The organism is Facivitalis istanbulensis (assembly GCF_040560405.1).
In the GTDB taxonomy this organism is placed as follows: Bacteria; Pseudomonadota; Alphaproteobacteria; order Sphingomonadales; family Sphingomonadaceae; genus Sphingomonas; species Sphingomonas istanbulensis.
On sequence record NZ_JAVSCQ010000026.1, the window covers coordinates 15,108 to 34,231 of the forward strand.

12 protein-coding genes are annotated in these 19,124 nt (G+C 69.4%); 4 read left to right on the forward strand and 8 right to left on the reverse strand.

Annotated features, from left to right (window positions below):
• Nucleotides 1–144: 144 nt before the first annotated feature.
• Complete coding sequence (rnr, locus tag RN629_RS13955) at nt 145–2,343, reverse strand: ribonuclease R (RefSeq protein ID WP_407035754.1); 2,199 nt, start codon at nt 2,341–2,343, stop codon at nt 145–147.
• Between the two features lie 23 nt (nt 2,344–2,366).
• Here rnr and RN629_RS13960 point away from each other — a divergent pair, with 23 nt between their 5' ends.
• On the forward strand, nt 2,367–5,051 hold the full coding sequence (locus RN629_RS13960; protein ID WP_407035755.1) for a family 20 glycosylhydrolase: 2,685 nt from the start codon (nt 2,367–2,369) through the stop codon (nt 5,049–5,051).
• Here RN629_RS13960 and RN629_RS13965 read toward each other — a convergent pair.
• Both RN629_RS13965 and RN629_RS13970 read right to left on the reverse strand, forming a co-directional pair.
• Nucleotides 5,035–6,963, reverse strand: a complete 1,929-nt coding sequence (locus tag RN629_RS13965) for a beta-N-acetylhexosaminidase family protein (protein ID WP_407035787.1) — start codon at nt 6,961–6,963, stop codon at nt 5,035–5,037. The genes RN629_RS13960 and RN629_RS13965 overlap by 17 nt on opposite strands.
• A 281-nt stretch (nt 6,964–7,244) precedes the next feature.
• Nucleotides 7,245–9,038 carry an ABC transporter transmembrane domain-containing protein gene (locus RN629_RS13970; protein ID WP_407035756.1) on the reverse strand — a complete coding sequence of 598 codons (1,794 nt, stop codon included), beginning with the start codon at nt 9,036–9,038 and terminating at the stop codon, nt 7,245–7,247.
• A gap of 246 nt (nt 9,039–9,284) precedes the next feature.
• Here RN629_RS13970 and RN629_RS13975 point away from each other — a divergent pair, with 246 nt between their 5' ends.
• Nucleotides 9,285–10,502, forward strand: a complete 1,218-nt coding sequence (locus RN629_RS13975; RefSeq protein ID WP_407035757.1) for a polyhydroxyalkanoate depolymerase — start codon at nt 9,285–9,287, stop codon at nt 10,500–10,502.
• 37 nt (nt 10,503–10,539) lie between these two features.
• Here the strand turns inward: RN629_RS13975 and RN629_RS13980 are convergent, their stop codons facing one another.
• Nucleotides 10,540–11,595 carry an SPOR domain-containing protein gene (locus RN629_RS13980; RefSeq protein ID WP_407035758.1) on the reverse strand — a complete coding sequence of 352 codons (1,056 nt, stop codon included), beginning with the start codon at nt 11,593–11,595 and terminating at the stop codon, nt 10,540–10,542.
• Nucleotides 11,596–11,813: 218 nt separating this feature from the next.
• On the opposite strand from RN629_RS13980, the gene RN629_RS13985 reads away from it, so the two are divergent.
• The gene (locus RN629_RS13985; RefSeq protein ID WP_407035759.1) at nt 11,814–13,133 is read left to right on the forward strand and encodes an SPOR domain-containing protein; all 1,320 of its coding nucleotides are present in this window, start codon (nt 11,814–11,816) and stop codon (nt 13,131–13,133) included.
• A gap of 7 nt (nt 13,134–13,140) precedes the next feature.
• Here RN629_RS13985 and RN629_RS13990 read toward each other — a convergent pair whose 3' ends face one another.
• The gene (locus tag RN629_RS13990) at nt 13,141–14,328 is read right to left on the reverse strand and encodes a BaiN/RdsA family NAD(P)/FAD-dependent oxidoreductase (RefSeq protein ID WP_407035760.1); all 1,188 of its coding nucleotides are present in this window, start codon (nt 14,326–14,328) and stop codon (nt 13,141–13,143) included.
• Between the two features lie 43 nt (nt 14,329–14,371).
• Nucleotides 14,372–14,836: a GreA/GreB family elongation factor gene (locus RN629_RS13995; RefSeq protein ID WP_407035761.1), complete on the reverse strand. Its 465-nt coding sequence runs from the start codon at nt 14,834–14,836 to the stop codon at nt 14,372–14,374.
• A gap of 218 nt (nt 14,837–15,054) precedes the next feature.
• On the opposite strand from RN629_RS13995, the gene RN629_RS14000 reads away from it, so the two are divergent.
• On the forward strand, nt 15,055–16,800 hold the full coding sequence (locus tag RN629_RS14000) for a DEAD/DEAH box helicase (RefSeq protein ID WP_407035762.1): 1,746 nt from the start codon (nt 15,055–15,057) through the stop codon (nt 16,798–16,800).
• Between the two features lie 116 nt (nt 16,801–16,916).
• Here the strand turns inward: RN629_RS14000 and RN629_RS14005 are convergent, their stop codons facing one another.
• Nucleotides 16,917–18,134 (reverse strand): dihydroorotase, encoded by a 1,218-nt coding sequence (locus RN629_RS14005; RefSeq protein WP_407035763.1) that lies wholly within the window; start codon nt 18,132–18,134, stop codon nt 16,917–16,919.
• The gene (locus RN629_RS14010) at nt 18,131–19,114 is read right to left on the reverse strand and encodes an aspartate carbamoyltransferase catalytic subunit (RefSeq protein ID WP_407035764.1); all 984 of its coding nucleotides are present in this window, start codon (nt 19,112–19,114) and stop codon (nt 18,131–18,133) included. The genes RN629_RS14005 and RN629_RS14010 overlap by 4 nt, the downstream gene beginning before the upstream one ends.
• Nucleotides 19,115–19,124: the final 10 nt, after the last annotated feature.

The following is a 19,124-nucleotide window of genomic DNA, read 5'->3' on the forward strand; positions in this document are numbered from 1 at the left end:
ACTGGACCCCGGCCTTCGCCGGGGTGGTGAAGCTGCGTAGGCATGGCGAAGGCAACGGGGTGGTGCAGTGCGGATAGGCCCGGCGAAAGTACCGATAACCTTCGCCGAAATGGGCGTCCGCCTCGGTGGTCTAGGTAAGCGCCGTTACCGCCGCTTGCCGTTATGCCGGATATTCGCAGGCCGCCCGCGCCGTTTCAGCACCCGGCGCGGTTCGGGTTTCGCCCCTTTGCCGTCGGGCAGTTCGAAGCGCAGCGCCCCCGACACCGGGTTCGCCTCGGCCAGCCGCAGCGGCAGGCGCTGGCCCAGCCTGTAGATTTCGCGGCTCTTCTCGCCCAGCAACTGCTGCGACGCTTCGTCGTAATGGAAATAGTCGCCGCCCAGGTCGCGGATCGGCATCAGCCCGTCGCCGCCCACGCCGTCGACGGTGGCGAAGAAGCCGAAATTGGTGACGCCGGTGATCCGCGTCTCGACCACCTGCCCGACATGCTCGGACAGGTACGCTGCGACATAGCGGTCGATCGTCTCGCGCTCCGCCTCCATCGCGCGGCGCTCAAATTGGCTGATCGACGTGCCCAGCCGCTCCATCTCGTCGCCCTCGGGCAGCAGCCCGCCATCGCCCAGCTTGTACGCGCCGACCAGCGCGCGGTGGACGACGAGGTCGGCATAGCGCCGGATCGGCGAGGTGAAATGGGCATAGGAGCCGAGCGACAGCCCGAAATGCCCCTGATTGACCGGCGCATAATAGGCCTGGGTCTGTGAACGCAGGATCTGCTCCATCACCTGCGGCCGGAAATCGGCGTCGCCGATCGTGTCGATGATCCGGTTGAACGTCGCCGGACGGATCACCTGTCCCATAGCGAAGGGGATGTCGAAGGTTTCGAGATAGTCTTTCAGCGCGACCAGCTTGGTGCGGTTGGGCGCCTCGTGCACGCGGTACATGACGGGGGCCTTCTTCGCCTCCAGCGCCTTGGCGGCGGCGACATTGGCCGCGATCATATAATCCTCGATCAGCCGGTGTGCATCCAGCCGCGCGCGCGGCGCGACCGACAGGATGCGGCCCCTTTCGTCCAGTACGACCCGCCGCTCGGGCAGGTCGAGGTCGAGCGGCTCGCGCGCGTCCCGTGCCTTTGCCAGCGCGGCCCAGCAATTCCAGAGCGGGCGCAGCGCCGTCTCGGTCAGCGGATGCGGCAGCTCGCCGTCGATCGCGGCTTGGGCGTCCTCATAGGCGATGTTCGCCGCCAGCCGCACAACCGCGCGGGTGAAGCGAAAACCCTTGAGCTTGCCGTCCTTCGTCACCTGCAAATGACAGGCGAGCGCGGCGCGATCCTCGCCTTCTTTCAGCGAACATACATCCGCCGACAGGATCTCGGGGAGCATCGGCACCACCCGGTCGGGGAAATAGACCGAATTGCCCCGCCGCCGCGCATCCTTGTCGATCGCAGAGCCGGGGCGGACATAGAAGCTGACATCCGCAATCGCGACGATGGCGCGCCAGCCCTCGGGATTGGCGGGATCGTCGTCGGGCGCGGCCCAGACCGCATCGTCATGGTCGCGCGCATCGACCGGGTCGATCGCGACGATGGGCAGGTGGCGCAGGTCCTCGCGGTCGTCACCCAGCGGCTGGCGCGCGATCCGCTCGGCCTCCTCCAGCGTTTCGGGCTGGAACCGGTCGGGAATTTCGAATTTGTGGATCGCGATCAGCGAGAAGCTGCGCGGCGCGAAGGGATCGCCCAGCCGCTCGGTCACGCGCGCGGTGAGGCGCGGCGGGCGGCCCGCTTTTTCGGCGAGCACCAGATCGCCCGGTTGCGCGTCGCCGGCGTCGGACACCATCCATTCGCGCCGTTCCTTCTTGTCGACGCTGGTCAGCCAGAACCGGCCCGCCTCCTCGCGCAGCACGCCCAGTATCTGTTCGGCGGCGGGGGCGATCGTCTTCATGACATGCGCGATCCAGCCGCCGCCCGCTTCCTCGGTCCGCGCCAGCACCCGCTGGCCGATGCCAAGCGAACCGCGCTTGCGCTCGCGCACCCGGACGCGCGGGATCGGCGCACCCTCTGCTTCCCACCGCTCGGGTTCGGCCCAGACATTGCCGCCATCATCGACATCGACGATGCGCAGCACCGTCACCTTGGGCAGCCCGCCCATCTTGTGAAAGGCACGGCCGGGGGCGCTGTCGATCAGGCCTTCGTCCGCCATGTCCTTGAGCAGGGCCTTGAGCCCGATCTTCTCCTGCGCGGAGAGGCCAAAGGCGCGCGCGATTTCGCGCTTGCCCGCCGGCTGGTCCGACTGTTCGATGAAGGAGAGGATTTGCTCACGGGTCGGCAGACCCGGCTTGGGCTTTTTCATGACGGAGGAGATAGGCGGTCGCGGTGGCGGCGTCACCCCCGCACGAGCTGGCCCGGCCCGACACGGGGCCGGGGGCTGTCGTGAAGCGATGGGAGCCATCATGTGGCCCGTTCACCGCCGAGGATTGCGCCCATGGCCTGATCATGGTCCAATATAATACCAGGAAGGCGTGGCGGAACGGGTTCGAGATGATGGCATTATGGGCTTCGACCGCGATCCTGGCGGCGGCACCGCTGGCGCAGGGGCAGGCCGATCTGGACCGGCTGGCGGCGAGTCTGGGCTATCGCTACACCATCCTCACCAATCGCCCGGCCGCCTGTCCGGCGGGCATCCCGCGCTGTTTCGAGGCGGATATCGCGATCCGCGTCCCTGACGATGCCCCCGCGCTGCCGGTCGAAATCCGCTACAGTCTGGTCAACCCGGTGCTGCGGATCGACAGCGACCAATTCGACAATCGCACGATCAACGGCGACCTCAATGTCCTGACGCTGAAGCCCGGCAGGACGCTTCGGCCCGGGCAGGTCTATCATGTGAAGCTGACCGGGCTGGGCGCCTTCTTCTCGCGCAACCACATGATGCCCAACGCGCTGCTTGTCGCGCCCGGCCTGGCCCCGCGCGTCATCGGCGCGACCCGCACCGGGACCGATGCCGCGACGGGGCTGGAGACGCTGCCCTTCGTCGCGCCGATGACCGATGAGGCGGCGCTCGCCCGCGGCGCGCCCGACGACCGGACGCTGTGGCGCACGCCCGAGCGCGCCTTCGACCTCTATGCCGCGCGCGGGACGGCCACGCCGGTCGATGTCGCGATCCTGCCGCGCCCGGCCAGGGCGACGCGGCCCGGCGGGGCGGCGCTCGACCTGTCGGGTGGATGGCGGCTGGTCGGCGACATGCCGCGCGCCGCGCTTGTGCCTGCGCTGGCGGCGTTGCCGGTGGGGGCGGGGCCGGTGGGGAAGGGGCGGGTGGCCTTGACCGTGCGGCGCGATGCCACGCTGCGGCCCGAGGGCTATCGGCTGGCGGTCGACGCGACGGGCGTGTCGGTCACCGCAGCGGATGCGGCAGGCGCGTCCTATGCGTTGCGCTCGCTGGCGCAGCAGATGGCGGCGGAAGGGCCCCGCCTGCGCCCGCTCATCGTCGAGGATGCGCCGCGCTATGGCTTTCGCGGGCTGCACATCGATCTGGCGCGCAACTTCCATAGCAAGGCGGAAATCCTGAAGCTCATCGAGCAGATGGCGGCGTACAAGCTCAACACGCTGCACCTGCATCTGGGCGACGATGAAGGCTGGCGGTTGCAGATTGCGGGACTGTCCGAACTGACCGGGGTTGGGGCGTATCGCTGCGCCGACCTGTCCGAACGGACCTGCCTGTCGCCGCAACTGGGCGCGGATCCGGCGAGGGAGGCGGCGACCAACGGTTATCTGACCGCTGCCGACTATCGCGACATCCTGCGCGCCGCCGCCGCGCGGCAGATCGCGGTCATCCCGTCCTTCGACATGCCCGGCCATTCGCGCGCGGCGATCCGGGCGATGGAGGTCCGTTATCAGCGGCTGATGGCCAGGGGCGACCGTACGGGGGCCGAGCGCTATCGGCTGGTCGAGCCGGCCGACACCACCCGTTATTCCAGCGTGCAGCATTATGACGACAACACGCTGAACGTCTGTCTCGACAGCACCTATCGCTTCATCGACACGGTGATCGATTCGATCGCGGCGCTTCACAAGGCGGCGGGAGTGCCGCTGACCACCTACCATATCGGCGCGGACGAGACGGCGGGGGCGTGGCGGGAGTCGCCGGCGTGCAAGGTCATGATGGCGAGGACCGGGCTGCAACCCGGACAGCTCGGGGCCTACTTCATCGAGCGGATCGCCGCCGACCTCGCCCGGCGCGGGATCGCGGTCGCGGGGTGGAGCGATGGGTTGGGCCATACCGACCCGGCGAGGATGCCGCCCAGGGTCCAGACCAATATCTGGAGCAACCTGCACGCCGGCGGCGTGGCGGAGGCGCATGGCCAGGCCAATCTCGGGTGGAAGACGGTATTGTCGATCCCCGATCTCGGCTATTTCGACATGCCCTATGCCGCCGATCCGGACGAGACCGGCTATGACTGGGCGTCGCGCGGGGTGGACAGTTTCCAGGTGTTCGGCTTCATGCCGGGCAATCTGGCCGCCAATGCCGCGCTGATCCCCAATATCCTCGCCCAGCCCAAGGCCATTGCCGACACCGTGCCGCTTCAGCCGGGTCGGGCGATCGCGGGGATACAGGCGCAATTGTGGAGCGAGACGGTCCGCCGCGACAGCCAGGTCGTCTATATGCTCTTCCCCCGGCTGCTGGCGCTGGCCGAGCGCGCGTGGAGCAAGCCGGATTGGGAGCCCACCTATGTCGCGGGTGCCAGCTATGATCCCGGCGACCCGCGCGTCGATCGGGCGAGGTTGCTGACCGGCTGGCGCGATTTCGCGGGGCGGATGGGGGTGCAGATGCGGCTGCTCGACCGGGCGGGCGTCACCTATCGCCTTGCCCCGCCGGGCGCGCGGATCACCGGCGGCCGGCTGGAGGCGAATGCCGAATTCCCCGGCACGCCGATCGAATATCGTACCGGCACCACCTCATGGCGGCGCTATGACGAGCCGGTCGCGGTGTCGGGGGCGGTGGACCTGCGGACCCGTACCCCCGATGGCCGCCGCGCCAGCCGGACGGTTACGGTTTCGCCGTAACCGCGATTAGGCCGGGCGCGTCGTCGATGAAGCGGTCCAGCACGCCGTCGGCGATCTTCACCGACCCGCCGAAACGCGTCGCGCCGGGAATGGTCTGGACGGCGGCGGCCTTGGCCGCGAGGGCCTTCGCTTCGGCGAAATACCGGGTTGCGGCCGGGCTTTCGCGATCGGCGGCCTCCAGCCCGGCGGTGGTCATCTGAAGCGCCCGGCCCCAAAGCTGGAGCGCGTCGAGCCAGGGCTGGGTCTGCGCGACAAAGCCCGGATCGGCCACGCCAGCGCGGATCATGTCCGACGCGCCCGCCAGTTCGTCCGCCTGCGCCCGCAGATCGGCCAGTGCCCGCGCCCGCGCGCCCGCATCGCCCTCGGCCAGCGCCTCGCGTACCCCGGTCAGCAGCGCCCGCAACCGGGGGGCCTGTTCCTGCCAGGGCTGGCTGCCAAAGGTCGGGGCGAGATGCTGGGTATCGAACAGCGTGAGCAGCGCCGCCGCCGCCTGTGCATCCCCGCCCGCCAGATCGCGCGTCGCGGCATACCAGATGCGCTGCGCGTCATACTCCTTATCGTTCCAGGCGAAGGACGCGATGCCCGCCACTGCGACGCGACTGGGTGCTTCCTGGTTCATCGGGTTGGACAGGATGCCGGTCAGCTCGCCCGACAGCCCGCTTTCGCGCCGGACATAGGGCGCCACCAGCAACCGCCCGGCCGAACTGGCATAGTCATTGACCGGATAATTGTCCCAGAGCAGCGTCTTGCGCCCGAACGCCTTGGCGGCGGCCTGCGCATCGGGGATGGAGATGGCGGGGGGGACGACATCGGTGCCGGTCCATTGCACGATGATGCGCGGATCGAGCGCCTTGCGCAGCGCCGCCTTATAGGGGCTCTCCTTCGCGTCATAATATTCGGTCGGCACCATGATCAGCGGGCGTGAGGCCGGGTCCTGGCGGATAAGATCCGCCTGCACCGCGTTCAGCAGCTTCGACTGGGCGATCCCCGCCGCTTCCGCGCCCGACGGACCGAAGGCGGCCTTGTCGGCGTCGCAATTCCACTTCTGATATTCGATATCGTCCAGCGCGACATAGAAGCTGTGAACGCCGATCCCGCGCAGCGCGGCGAATTTGCGCAGCAGCGCCTGCTCGTCCGCCGGGTCGGAGAAGCAGATCGAGGGGCCGGGCGAGATCGCATAGACGAAATTGACATGGTTGCGCCGCGCCGCCTCGGCCAGCATGCCCAGCGCGGAGAGGGTGGCGGCGGGATAGGGATCGCGCCACCTGTCCCGCGCGAAGGGGTCGTCCTTCGGGCTGTAGACATAGGTGTTGGCCTTCACCGTCGCCAGGAAGTCGAGGTGCCGGGTACGATCGGTCATCGACCAGGGCGCGCCGTAAAAACCCTCGATCGTGCCGCGCACCGGCATGGCGGGGTGATCGCGGATGATGAGCGCGGGGATCGCGCCGCGGCGGGCAAGCTGGCGCAGGGTCTGGACCGCGTGGAACAGGCCATCGGCATCATGCCCGGCCAGCGTGATGAGGCCGCCCGATCCCGCGGCGGTCGCCGCCAGCGTATAGCCCTCGGCCTTGTCGTCCGCCTGCGCATGGCTGCGCGACAGGGCGTCGCGCACGATCGCCGCGCGGTCGGAGCCCAGCATGATATGGGGACGATCGAAGCGGGCGGGCAGGCGCCCGGCCTGGACGATCTCGGTCACGCCCGCGTCGGTCAGGATCGCGCGGACCAGCGCGACCGTTCCCGCCTCGGTCTCGGGGGCGACGATCAGCGCCACCGAACGCCCCAGCGGGATTGCGCCCTGTCCCAGCGTCAGCGCGGTGGGAGCGGGATAGAGCATGGGGCGCGTCACCGGCTCGGCCATGGCGGCTGGCGTCACCAGCATCGCCGCGCCAAGGATCGGAAGCACGCCGCCCATTGCCCTGATTGCCCGCCGCCTCATCCTGTCTCTCCGGTATTCAAATGGTATTGTCGGAGCCTAGGGGAGAGGGCGGTCAGGGGCAAGCGGCTTTGCGCGTCATAGGAAAGGTCGGGTATTCAGCGGGTTAAGGGGTTCGGCGAGTGCTGGGAGCCTTGAGGCGGCGGCGCGGATCGGTATCGCCACGCCGCCCGGTCTCGCTGTCCGAGGTTTGCTGAGCGAAGTTGCATGCAAAGGGAATCGGCCGGAGCGACGCCGGTAAATGTGGTATTAAACCGGCCTCATCCTACCACGTCGTGGAACTGCAGGCTCGCCAGCCGGGCATAGAGGCCGCCCTGCGCGATCAGGTCCGCATGACGCCCCTGTTCGACGATGCGCCCGCCGTCCATCACCACGATCCGTTCGGCGGCGCGCACGGTGGCGAGGCGATGGGCGATGACCAGGGTGGTGCGATTGGTCATCAGCCGCTCCAGCGCCTGCTGGACCAACTGCTCGCTCTCGGCGTCGAGCGCGCTGGTGGCTTCGTCCAGCAGCAGGATCGGCGCATCACGCAGCAGCGCGCGCGCGATGGTGATCCGCTGCCGCTGCCCGCCCGACAGCCGCGCGCCGCCCTCGCCCAGGAACGTGTCGAGCCCCTGTGGCAGGGCGCGCAGGAAATCGCCCGCATTGGCGGCCTCGGCGGCGGCCCAGAGTTCGTCGTCGCTCGCCTCCCAGCGGCCATAGCGCAGATTGTCGCGCGCCGAGGCGCCGAAGATCACCGTTTCCTGCGGGACCATCGCGATCCGGCTGCGGATCGCCGCCGGGTCGGCATCGCGCAGATCGACCCCGTCCAGCGAAACCCTGCCCGCCTGTGGATCGTAGAAGCGCTCGGCCAACTGGAACAGGGTCGACTTGCCCGCCCCTGAGGGGCCGACCACCGCCACCGTCTCGCCCGGTCGGATGTCGAGCGAAAAGCCGTTGAGCGCGGCGACTTCGGGCCGGGTGGGATAGTGGAACACCACATCCTCGAACCGCAGCGCGCCGATCGCGATGACGGGCAGCACGGCGGGGGCCGGCGGCGGCGCGATCTCGGGCTGTTCGGCGAGCAGTTCGGACAGGCGCTGCGCCGCGCCCGACGCGCGCAGGATATCGCCCCATACCTCGGTCAGCGCCTGGAACGAGCCCGCGACCAGCATCCCGGTCACGACGAACGCGGTCAGTGATCCGCCCGAGAGCCGCCCGCTGGCGACGTCCGCCACCGCTTCCCACAGCAGCAGCGTCAGCCCCCCGAAGAACAGCCCGATCACCGTCGCGGTCATGATCGCGCGCAGCAGGAAGCGGCGGCGCGAGGTGGCGAAGCCGTTGCTCACCGCGGCCTCGAACCGTTCGCCCTCGCGACGCTCCTGGCCAAAGGCCTGCACGACCTTCATCGCGCCCAGCGTCTCGACCGCGATCGCGCCGATATCGGCGAGCCGGTCCTGGCTGTCGCGCGAATAGCCGCGCACCTTCTTGCCCAGCAGCACGATGGGCAGCACGACCAGCGGAATGCACACCAGCAGCGACAGGGTGAGCTTGGGCGACAGCGCGAAGAGATAGATGGTGCCGCCGATCCCGATCACGATGTTGCGCAACGCGATCGAGACGGTGGAGCCGACCACCTGCTCGATGATCGCGGTATCGGCGGTCAGCCGGCTGGCGATCTCGGAGGGACGATTCTCCTCGAAATAGCGGGGGGCCAGGCGCAGCAGATTGGCCTGCACCGCGATGCGGATATCCGCCACGGTGCGCTCGCCCAGCCACGATACGAAGTAGAATCGGAACGCGGTGGCCAGGGCCAGCGCCAGCACCACGGCCAGCAGGCCCTGGAAATAGGGGGCGATGTCGCCGGTATTGGCGGCATGCCCGAAGCCATGGTCGATCACCTTCTGAAAGGTGCGCGGGATGAACAGGGTGGAACTCGCCGCGACGAGCAGCGACAGCGCGGCCGCCGCCAGATGCCCCGGATAGCGCAGGGTGAAGCGCCAGACCATCTTGAGGTTGCTCAGGCGGCGGCTGGGCGGGACGGCGGGCTTGGGAGCGGCGGCGGACTTGACCATGATCCGCGGGGGCCTAGCAGCGCGCAGGCATGGGCTCAACGCCAACCGACATGGCCTGCGCATCGTTCGGGCGCATTCGCGCATCGGCGACGGGGCGATGACCGGCTCCCATGCGGGCCAAGGGTAGGGGCGTGGGCGCGTAAAATGTCGCGATGGCCATATTCTGGTCATCTTGCCCCAAGCATTTCGTGCTAGATCGCATGCTATGATCGCGCCCTGGGTCAGGTGCGCGCAGGGGAATGGACGATGCTCTACGACGCCTATGAGATGCAACGCTCGATGCTGGCCGGGGCCAGCGCCCTCGCCAATTTCGGGGCCGGGCTGTTGCAGAATCCGGCCAACCCCTTCGCCTATCTGGGCGGCGGCGCGATCATGGGGTCCGCGCTGGAGGTGTTCGCCCATGCCTCCGCCCCCCGCGGCAAGCCTGCCTTCGGTCTGACCAAGACCCGGATCGGCGACCGCGACGTGGCAGTTCACGAGGAGATCGTGCTGCGCAAGCCCTTCGGCCAGCTCAAGCGTTTCCGCCGCGAAGGGGTGGAGGACAGCCCTAAGCTGCTGATCGTCGCGCCGATGTCGGGCCATTATGCCACGCTGCTGCGCGGCACGGTGGAGCGGATGCTGCCGAGCTGCGAGGTGTATATCACCGACTGGCGCGATGCGAAGCTGGTGCCCTTGTCCGACGGGCGGTTCGATTTCGACGATTATGTCGACTATGTCATCGCCTTTCTGGAGGCGATCGGCCCGGGCGCGCATATGCTGGCGGTGTGCCAGCCCTCGGTCCCCTGCTATGTCGCGGCGTGCGTGATGAGCGCGGACAAGCATCCCTGCACCCCACGCACGCTGACGCTGATGGGCGGGCCGGTCGACACGCGCGAGGCGCCGACGGCGGTCAACCTGCTGGCGACCGAACGGCCCCATGCCTGGTTCGAGCAGAATGCGATCGCGACCGTGCCGATGACCTATCCCGGCGCGGGGCGGCGGGTCTATCCGGGCTTCCTGCAACTGGCCGGGTTCATGTCGATGAATCTGGGCAACCACATGATCTCGCACTGGGAGATGTTCAAGCATCTGGTCCAGGGCGACGACGAAGAGGCGGACGCGACCAAGCGCTTCTATGACGAATATCGCGCGGTGTGCGACATGACCGCCGAATTCTACCTCCAGACGGTCGAGCTGGTGTTCCAGAGTCATGCCCTGCCCAAGGGCGAGATGCGGCACCGGGGCAAGCCGGTCGATCCGGCTGCGATCACCGATATCGCCATCCTGGCGATCGAGGGCGAGCGCGACGATATCTCCGGCCTGGGGCAGACCCGCGCCGCGCTGACCCTGGCCACCAGCCTGCCCGAGTCGAAGAAGCGTTATTACATGGCCGAGAATGTCGGCCATTACGGCATCTTCAACGGCTCCAAATGGCGCAACCGGATCGCCCCGGTGGTGGAGGAATGGATCGCCGCCAACGCCTGAAGGCGCGCGGCGCGCGCCTCCTTCCGGGGCGTCGCCTTTACGGTGCGACGACGACGCAGGATTGGCCCGAGCGGCGGCAGGCGGCCTCGGCCTCGGTGCGGTTGGCATAGCCGCCCGCCTGGAGCCGTGTCACGCCGCCCGCCGCGACGAAGGCAGGGCGGGCGCCGCCCAGTCGCCCGCGAACCTTCGCCCAAAGCGCTTCGGCATTGCCGCGATCGCGGAACGCGCCGAGCTGAATCCGCCAGGGGCCAGTGTTCGCGCCTTGCGCCGGGTGCTTGGCCACCGGGCGTTCGGGCCTGGCGGCGGCGGGGCGCGGCACGGCCGTTTTTGGCGCGGCCGTCCTGGGTGAGAGCTGGGGCGTCGCATCGGTCTGCGCGGTGTCGGTCCGGGCACCGGGCGTGGCATAGCTCGCGCCATAGCCGGGCCTTGCCGGGGTCGAGGGCGGCAGGGGCACCGGCTTGACGGTGGCGGGCGGCCGCGTCGCCACCGGTGCGTTGCCGGGTGTCGCGGCCATGCTGGTCAGCCGCACCTTCATCTGCTGCGCCATCGCGACGCCGCGCGCGCGTTCGGCGGGCGTCACATACTGGTCCATCTGCGTCAGCGTTTCCGAAGCCGATTTCAGGCCCGATTCGGACGCCAGCGTCATCAGCGCATAGGCGCGCGGATTGTCGCGCGGCACGCCGTCGCCGTTGAACAACATGGTGCCCAGCACCAGTTGCGCGCGCGGTTCGCCATGCGCGACCGATTTCTCCAGCCATGGCAAGGCCTCGGTCTTCTTTCCCGCCTGGAAGAGGGCGAGGCCGTAATTGTCGGCGGCCTGGACATGGCCCTGCGCGGCGGCCTTGCGGAACCAGCTTTCGGCAAGCGTGGGATCGACGGGCACGCCGCGGCCCAGCTTATAGGCCTGACCCAGATTGAACTGCGCATCGGCATCGCCCGCGACGGCGGGGCCGCGCCATTCCTCCACCGCCTGGCGGAAATCGCCCCGGGCCCAGGCATCCACCCCGGCCTTGACGTCGGCGGATGCGGGCATGGCGGTCAGGCTGGCGACGACCGCGATCAGGGCGGCACCGGCGGTGGCGAAGCGGCGCATCGTGGTTCTTTCCCTCATGATTTCCGGGCCGACCATGCCCCGCTGGCGGGCGGGGGTAAAGTCGCACCATGTGACCCCGCCACGCTTAACGCTTCGTTATGACCGGCGGGGGCATGATCGCGTGGAATTTGGGGGACGATCAGGCCCGGCGCGACCACAGGATTTCGCGCGACCGGCGCATGGCCATCCTTTCGCAACCAGAAGAATGGGTGATGTCGATGACCGCGATCCGCACTCTAGTCGGCAGCAGCCTGGCGGCGATGATCGTTGCCGGCGGACTGTCGGGCTGTTCGACGAGCAACCATCGCACCGCACGGCTGAACGACGTGTCGGCCGGCGAGTCCCGCGCCACCGCCGCGCTGGCCGACCGGACTCGTCGCATCCTGGCGCAGCGCGACGGCGAAGGGGCCACGGCGCTGGCCGAGCGGCTGGTCGCGGCGGAACCGCATAATGCGGCCTATCGCCAGCTTCTGGGGCAGAGCTATCTGCAGGCGGGGCGCTTCGCCTCGGCGCGACAGGCTTTCGCCGATGCGCTGCAACTCGACCCGAATGACGGGCGCAGCGCGCTGAACCTGGCGCTCGCGATGATCGCGGGCGGGGATGGCGCGGGGGCCCGGACATTGCTCGATGCGCATGCCGCGAGCATTCCCGCCGCCGATCGCGGCCTGGCGCTGGCGCTAGGCGGCGCATCCGGCGAGGCGGTGCATATCCTGACCGCCGCCGCGCGCGAACAGGGCGCGACGGCCAAGACCCGGCAGAATCTGGCGCTGGCGCTGGCGCTCAGCGGCCAGTGGGACATGGCGCGCATGGCCGCCTCGGCCGATATGGCGCCCGCCGATGTCGAGGCGCGGATGCAGCAATGGGCCGATTTCGTCCGCGTCGGTAATCCCGCCGAACAGGTCGCGGCGTTGCTGGGCGTGCGGCCGGCGGTCGATACCGGGCAGCCGATCACGCTGGCGATCAATGCCGCGCCCTCGGCCGTGGTGGTCGCCGACATGGCGCGCGCCCTGCCGCAGTCCGAACCCGCCGCCGCGCCCGCCATGGCCGAGTCGGCCGCCCCGCCGCCCGCGCCGGTCTTCGCCGCGTCAAAGCCCGTGGTTCAGGCGCTGGTTGAGCCCCTTCAGCCCGCGGCCGCACCGATGGCGACCGGTCCGGCCCCCAGCCTGACGCAGTTCGCCGCCGCCCCCGTCTCGGCTCCCGCGCTGTTGCGCCGGGCCGAAGCGCGCCAGCCGCGTCGCGCGCATGGCGATTGGAATGTGCAGATCGGGGCCTTTGGCCAGGAGGCCAATGCCCAGAAAGCCTGGGCCCAGCTGACCCGGCAATTGGCGGGTCTGGCCGAGCATGTGCCGTTGAGCGGGGTGGTCCATCGGCCCGAAGGCACGCTGCATCGCCTGTCGATCGGCGGGCTCAGCCGGGCGGAGGCGGATGCGCTGTGCGGTCGCTATCGCGGCGAGGGCGGGGCCTGTTTCGTGCGACAGCAGGCGGATGACCGGATGGCGCGCTGGGCGCGGCCGGGGATCGGCATGGCCTCGCTGTAATCGCCGGTCAGACGGCTTCGCCCGCCGCGCGGCCGCTCGCCCAGGCCCATTGGAAGTTATAGCCACCCAGCCAGCCGGTGACGTCCACCGCCTCGCCGACGAAATGCAGTCCCGGCACCGTCCGGGCCTCCATAGTGCGCGACGACAGGCCCGCGGTGGAAACGCCGCCGACCGTGACCTCGGCCTTGGCATAGCCTTCGCTGCCATTGGGGTGGAACGGCCAGTCGGACAGGCGGGCGGCGGCGGCGGTCAGCGCCTTGTCGGTCGCCGCGCCCAGCTCTGGCGGCAGCGCCAGTCGCTCGGCCAGCGTTTCGGCCAGCCGGTCGGGCAGATGCTGGCCCAGCGCGCGGCGGGGCGACTGGCGCGGTTGCGCGTGCTTGGCGGCGATCAGCCAGTCGGCCGCGGCATCGGGGGTGAAGTCGATGCCGATCGCCTCGCCATGCCGCCAATAGGATGACACTTGCAGGATTGCCGGGCCCGACAGCCCGCGATGGGTGAAGAGCGCCGCCTCGCGAAACCGGGTCTTGCCCGCGCGCGCGATGACCTCCGACGCGACGCCCGACAGCGAGCGGAACAGCGTCTCCTCGCCGCCCAATGTCAGCGGCACCAGTGCGGGGCGCGGCTCCACCACCTTCAACCCGAACTGGCGGGCGAGATCATAGGCATAGCCGGTCGCGCCCATTTTCGGGATGCTGGGGCCGCCGGTCGCGACGATCAACCGGGGCGTGGTGGCGGTTCGCGCGCCGCTGGCGATACGGAATGCGGTGCCGTCATGCTCGACCCGCGCGACCGGGGTGTTCAGCGCGATCTCCACTGCGCCGCCCGCGCGCGCGGCCTTGTCGCATTCGTCGAGCAGCATCGCGACGATCTGTCGCGCCGATCCGTCGCAGAACAACTGCCCCAGCGTCTTTTCATGCCAGGCGATGCCATGCGCCTCGACCAGCGCGAGGAAGTCGGCGGGGGTGTAGCGGCCCAGCGCGGACTTGGCGAAATGCGGGTTGGCCGACAGGAAGCGTTCGGGCGCCGTGCCGATATTGGTGAAGTTGCACCGGCCGCCGCCCGAGATCAGGATTTTCTTGCCCGCCGCCTCGGCATGATCGACGACCAGCACGCGCCGCCCCCGCTGGCCGGCGGTCGCCGCCGCCATGAGCCCCGCCGCGCCCGCGCCGAGGATGATCGCGTCATAGATTTGCATGGCGGGGCTTTAGGGGCGATCGGCTGAGGAGGATAGGGGACAGTCAGGCGGGGTTGGCGACGTCCAGGATCTCCACCGCATCCGCCTTGCCGCCAAACGCCACCGCCTCGCCCGCCATCGCGCCGATCAGTGCGCGGGCGAGCGGCGCGGCATAGGCGATGCGATCCTGCGCCGGATCGGCTTCGTCATGACCGACGATGGTCAGCGTCCTGGTCTGTCCGTGGAGCCGGATCGTCACCACGCTGCCGATCCCGACCTCGTCCTCCGCCGGTGCGGGGGCGGGTTCGGCGGTGGCGGCGCGGGTGTTCCAATAGCGCAACTCGCGCTGGAGCCGGGTGCGTTCATCCTCCTCGGCGGCGGCGGCCAGCGCCGCCTCGACCTCCGCCACCTTGGCGCGCGTTAGCTCAGCCCCGCGCGGCGTGACCCAATTGGGGCCGGGCGGGATCGGCAGCTCGAATTTGGGTTCGAGATGTTCCTCATCGGATTCGCGGCGAAAGGCGACACTCATCGGGGATCAACGCGGTGGGGCATGGGGAGGCTCCATGACCGGCGCAACGCTTCACCGCAAGCGCCGGATCGCCGGTTGAGTTTCGCGCGGAACCGTGTATAGGGCCTCGCTTTCACGGAACGCTAACAATCACCCGTGCCGCATGGGTGTATCCGCCAACCGAGTGGGATGGGTCCCTTGGTTCGGCGGTACGCGCTCCTTTTTCTGTTGGAGTCCCCATGCCTTTTTCTGCCTTGCCGCCGGTCCTGTCGGCTGCCCTTTCCGCGCGTGGCTATGCCGCGCCGACCCCCGTCCAGGCCGCCGTCATTCAGGAGGACGCACAAGGCCGCGACCTGATCGTGTCCGCCCAGACGGGTTCGGGCAAGACCGTCGCCTTCGGCCTCGCCATGGCGCATGAACTGCTTCAGGGCGGCGAGCATCTGCCCCAGGCCGGGGCGCCGATGGCGCTGGTCATCGCGCCGACCCGCGAACTGGCGTTGCAGGTCAGCCGTGAGCTGGAATGGCTCTATGCCGGGGCGCGCGCGCGCATCGCAACCTGTGTCGGCGGCATGGACGCCTCGCGCGAGCGTCGGGCGCTGAGCCATGGCGCGCATATCGTCGTCGGCACGCCGGGCCGTCTGCGCGACCATCTGGAGCGCGGCGCGCTTGACCTCTCCTCGCTCAAGTTCGTCGTCCTCGACGAGGCGGACGAGATGCTCGACATGGGCTTCCGCGAAGATCTGGAGCAGATTCTCGACGGCACCCCGTCGGAGCGCCGCACGTTGCTGTTCTCGGCGACGATGCCGCGCCCGATCGTGCAGCTCGCCAAGCGCTATCAGACCAATGCCAAGCGGATCGAGACGATCAGCGAGGACAAGGGCCATGCCGACATCGCCTATCAGGCGGTGACGGTCGCGCCCGCCGATATCGAGGCGGCGGTGGTCAACCTGCTGCGCCTGCACGAGGCGGAAGTCGCGATCCTGTTCTGCGCCACCCGCGACAATGTCCGCCATCTGCACGCCAGCCTGGTCGATCGCGGCTTTTCGGCGGTGGCGCTGTCGGGCGAGCATTCGCAGAATGAGCGCAACCATGCGTTGCAGGCGCTGCGCGACGGCCGCGCGCGTGTCTGCGTCGCGACCGACGTCGCCGCGCGCGGCATCGACCTGCCCGGCCTGACGCTGGTCATCCATGTCGAAATCCCCCGCGATGCCGAGGCGTTGCAGCACCGTTCGGGTCGTACCGGACGCGCGGGCCGCAAGGGCACCGCGATCCTGATCGTCCCCTATCCCCGCCGTCGCCGGGTCGAGGGGATGCTGCGCGGTGCGCGGATCGACGCCGAATGGCGCCGGGCGCCGACGCTGGAGGAAATTCGCGAGCAGGATCGCGAGCGCCTGCTGACCGCGCTGCTGGCTCCCGTCGAGGTGGATGACGCCGACCGCGAACTGGCCACCCGCCTGCTCGCCGAAAAGTCGGCCGAGGACATCGCCGCCGCGCTGGTCCGCGCACACCGCGCCGCGCTGCCCCAGGCCGAAGAACTGGTCGAGGGCGACGCACCGCCGCCGCGCGAGCGTCGGGAGGGCTTTGACGACACCGTCTGGTTCCGCATGAATGTCGGTCGCCGCCAGAATGCCGATCCGCGCTGGCTGCTGCCGCTGATCTGCCGTCGCGGACACATCACCCGTAACGAGATCGGCGCGATCCGCATCCAGCCGACCGAGACGCTGTTCGAGGTGCCGACCGCGCTGGCATCGCGCTTCGTCGCCGCGCTCAAGCGGACCGAGGCGGAACAGGCAGAGGACGATATCGCGATCGAGCAGGCCGATGGCCCGCCCGCCGGCGGTTCGGGCCATGGCGGCCCGCGTCGTGGCGGGCCGGGCGGCGGTCGCCCGGGTGGTGGTCGTCCCGCCGGTGGTCCGGGCGGCCCGCGCCGCTACGCGCCCCGCCCGACCCAGGGCGGCGCACCCCGCGGCAACCGTCGCGGCTAAGACGAAAAACCCTCCCCAAGCCGTCTTGGGGAGGGTTTTTTCTGTCCGTCACCCGGTACAGACCGGCGCCCAGGTTGGCGGAGGAGTCGAATCGCGAAAGCCGGGCAATGGCGGGGTCAGCGTATCTCCCGCCCCGCCTTCCACAGCCGCAGCGCGCGGCCCTGGACCGGGAAGCCGTCGAACGGCGTATTCCCCGCCGACGCCAAGGTCTCGCCCGACACCATCCATGGAATCTCGGCATCGAACAGCATCAGGTCGGCGGGCTTGCCGGGTTCCAATGTGCCGGTGTCGAGGCCCAGCACCTGCGCCGGATGGGCGGCCAGCAACGCGAAGAGCCGGGGCAGGGTGATCCGCGCGTCGCGGACCAGCATCAGCGCCAGCGGCAACAGCGTCTCGGCCCCCGCCATGCCCGGCGCGGCGTCGACGAAAGGCAGGCGCTTGGCCTCGGGTCCGTGCGGGTCGTGGCCCGATCCGATCACATCGATCGTCCCGTCCGCCACCGCCGCTAGCGCCGCCTGCCGGTCGCTTTCGTCGCGCAACGGCGGCGAGAGGCGGGCGAAGGTGCGGAAGTCGGTGATCGCGATGTCGGACAGGTGCAGGTGCGCCGGGGTGATCCCGCACGTCACCTTGACCCCGCGCCGCTTGGCCGCGCGGATCAGGTCGAAGCCCGCCGCCGTCGTCACCTGGCGGATATGCAGCTTCGCGCCGGTCTCCTCGGCCAGCATCAGGTCGCGCGCGATGGCGAGCGACTCGGCGATGGCGGGGGCGGAGGACAGGCCCAGGCGACTCGCCGTCTCGCCCTCGGTCGCGACCGCATCGGCGGTCAATCCGCCATCCTCGGCATGGGTGATGACGGTCAGGCCAAGGTCGGCGGCATAGGCCAGCACGCGGTGCATGACCCCCGAATCGGCGATCCAGCCCCGCCCGGTCCCCACCGCCCGCGCACCGGCCGAGGCGCAGACGGCCATTTCGGCCAGGTCGGTCCCGGCCAGCGCGTGGGTCGCCGCCGCGATCGGATGGATCCACAGGTCGGGCCGCCCGATCAGCGCGGCGCGTTGCACCACGCCCGGATCGTCCAGCACCGGCGACTGGTCGGGCATCAGGCCGATGCGCACGATCCCGCCGGCGCGGGCCGCTTCATTGTCGACCTTGAACACGCCCAGGTCGACAATGCCGGGGGCCAGCATCTTGCCACCGCAGTCGATGACGGTCGCGCCCTGGGGTGCGTCGCCGAAGCCGGTGATGACGCCATCCTCGACCAGCAGCGTCTCGCCCCTGATCTCGCCGCCGACCGGGCAGACCAGCGTGGCGTTGGTGAAGGCGGTAATGCTCATGCCCAGCCCTCCAGCTTGCGCGCCCGGCGGGTCAGCACGTCCAGGCAGGCCATGCGGACCGCGACGCCCATCGCCACCTGCTCGGTGATCGCCGATTGCGGCCCGTCGGCGACCTCGGAGTCGATCTCGACGCCCCGGTTCATCGGGCCGGGGTGCATGACCAGCGCATCGGGTTTGGCGCGTTTCAGCCGTTCGGCGGTCAGGCCATAGCGCATCCGGTATTCGCGGGTGGACGGGATATAGCCCCCCGCCATCCGTTCATTCTGGACGCGCAGCATCATGACGACATCGGCGCCTTCGATCGCTTCGTCGAAATCGGTGAAAGGGGTGACGAACATGCGATCCATGCCCTTCGGCATCAGGGTGGAGGGCGCGCAGACCCGCACTTCGGCGGCCAGGGCGGTGAGCGCGAGAATGTCGGAGCGCGCCACCCGGCTGTGCAGGATGTCGCCGCAGATCACGACCTTCTGTCCGGCGACGCTGCCCTTGCGGCGGCGGATGGTCAGCATGTCGAGCAGCGCCTGGGTCGGGTGCTCATGCCACCCGTCGCCCGCGTTCAGCACCGGGCAGTCGACCTTGTCGGCGATCAGGCGAACCGCGCCGCTCGCCATATGGCGGATCACGATCACGTCTGCGCGCATCGCATTCAGCGTCATCGCCGTATCGATCAGCGTCTCGCCCTTCTTCACGCTCGACTGGGCCGCATGCATGTTGACCACGTCCGCCCCCAGCCGCTTGCCCGCGATCTCGAAGGACAGAAGCGTTCGCGTCGAATTCTCGAAGAAGGCGTTGATCTGGGTGAGGCCCGCCAGCCGGATATCCGGTGTATCGGTCGCGCCGCGATCGAGCCAATGTTCCGCCTCGTTGAGCAGGAACATGATCTCATGCGGTTGAAGGCCGTCGATTCCGGTCAGATGCCGGTGCGGAAAAACGGCGCCACCCTGAATGAGCGTGCCGGGGCGATGATCCGAGATGTGCATTAAAGCCGCC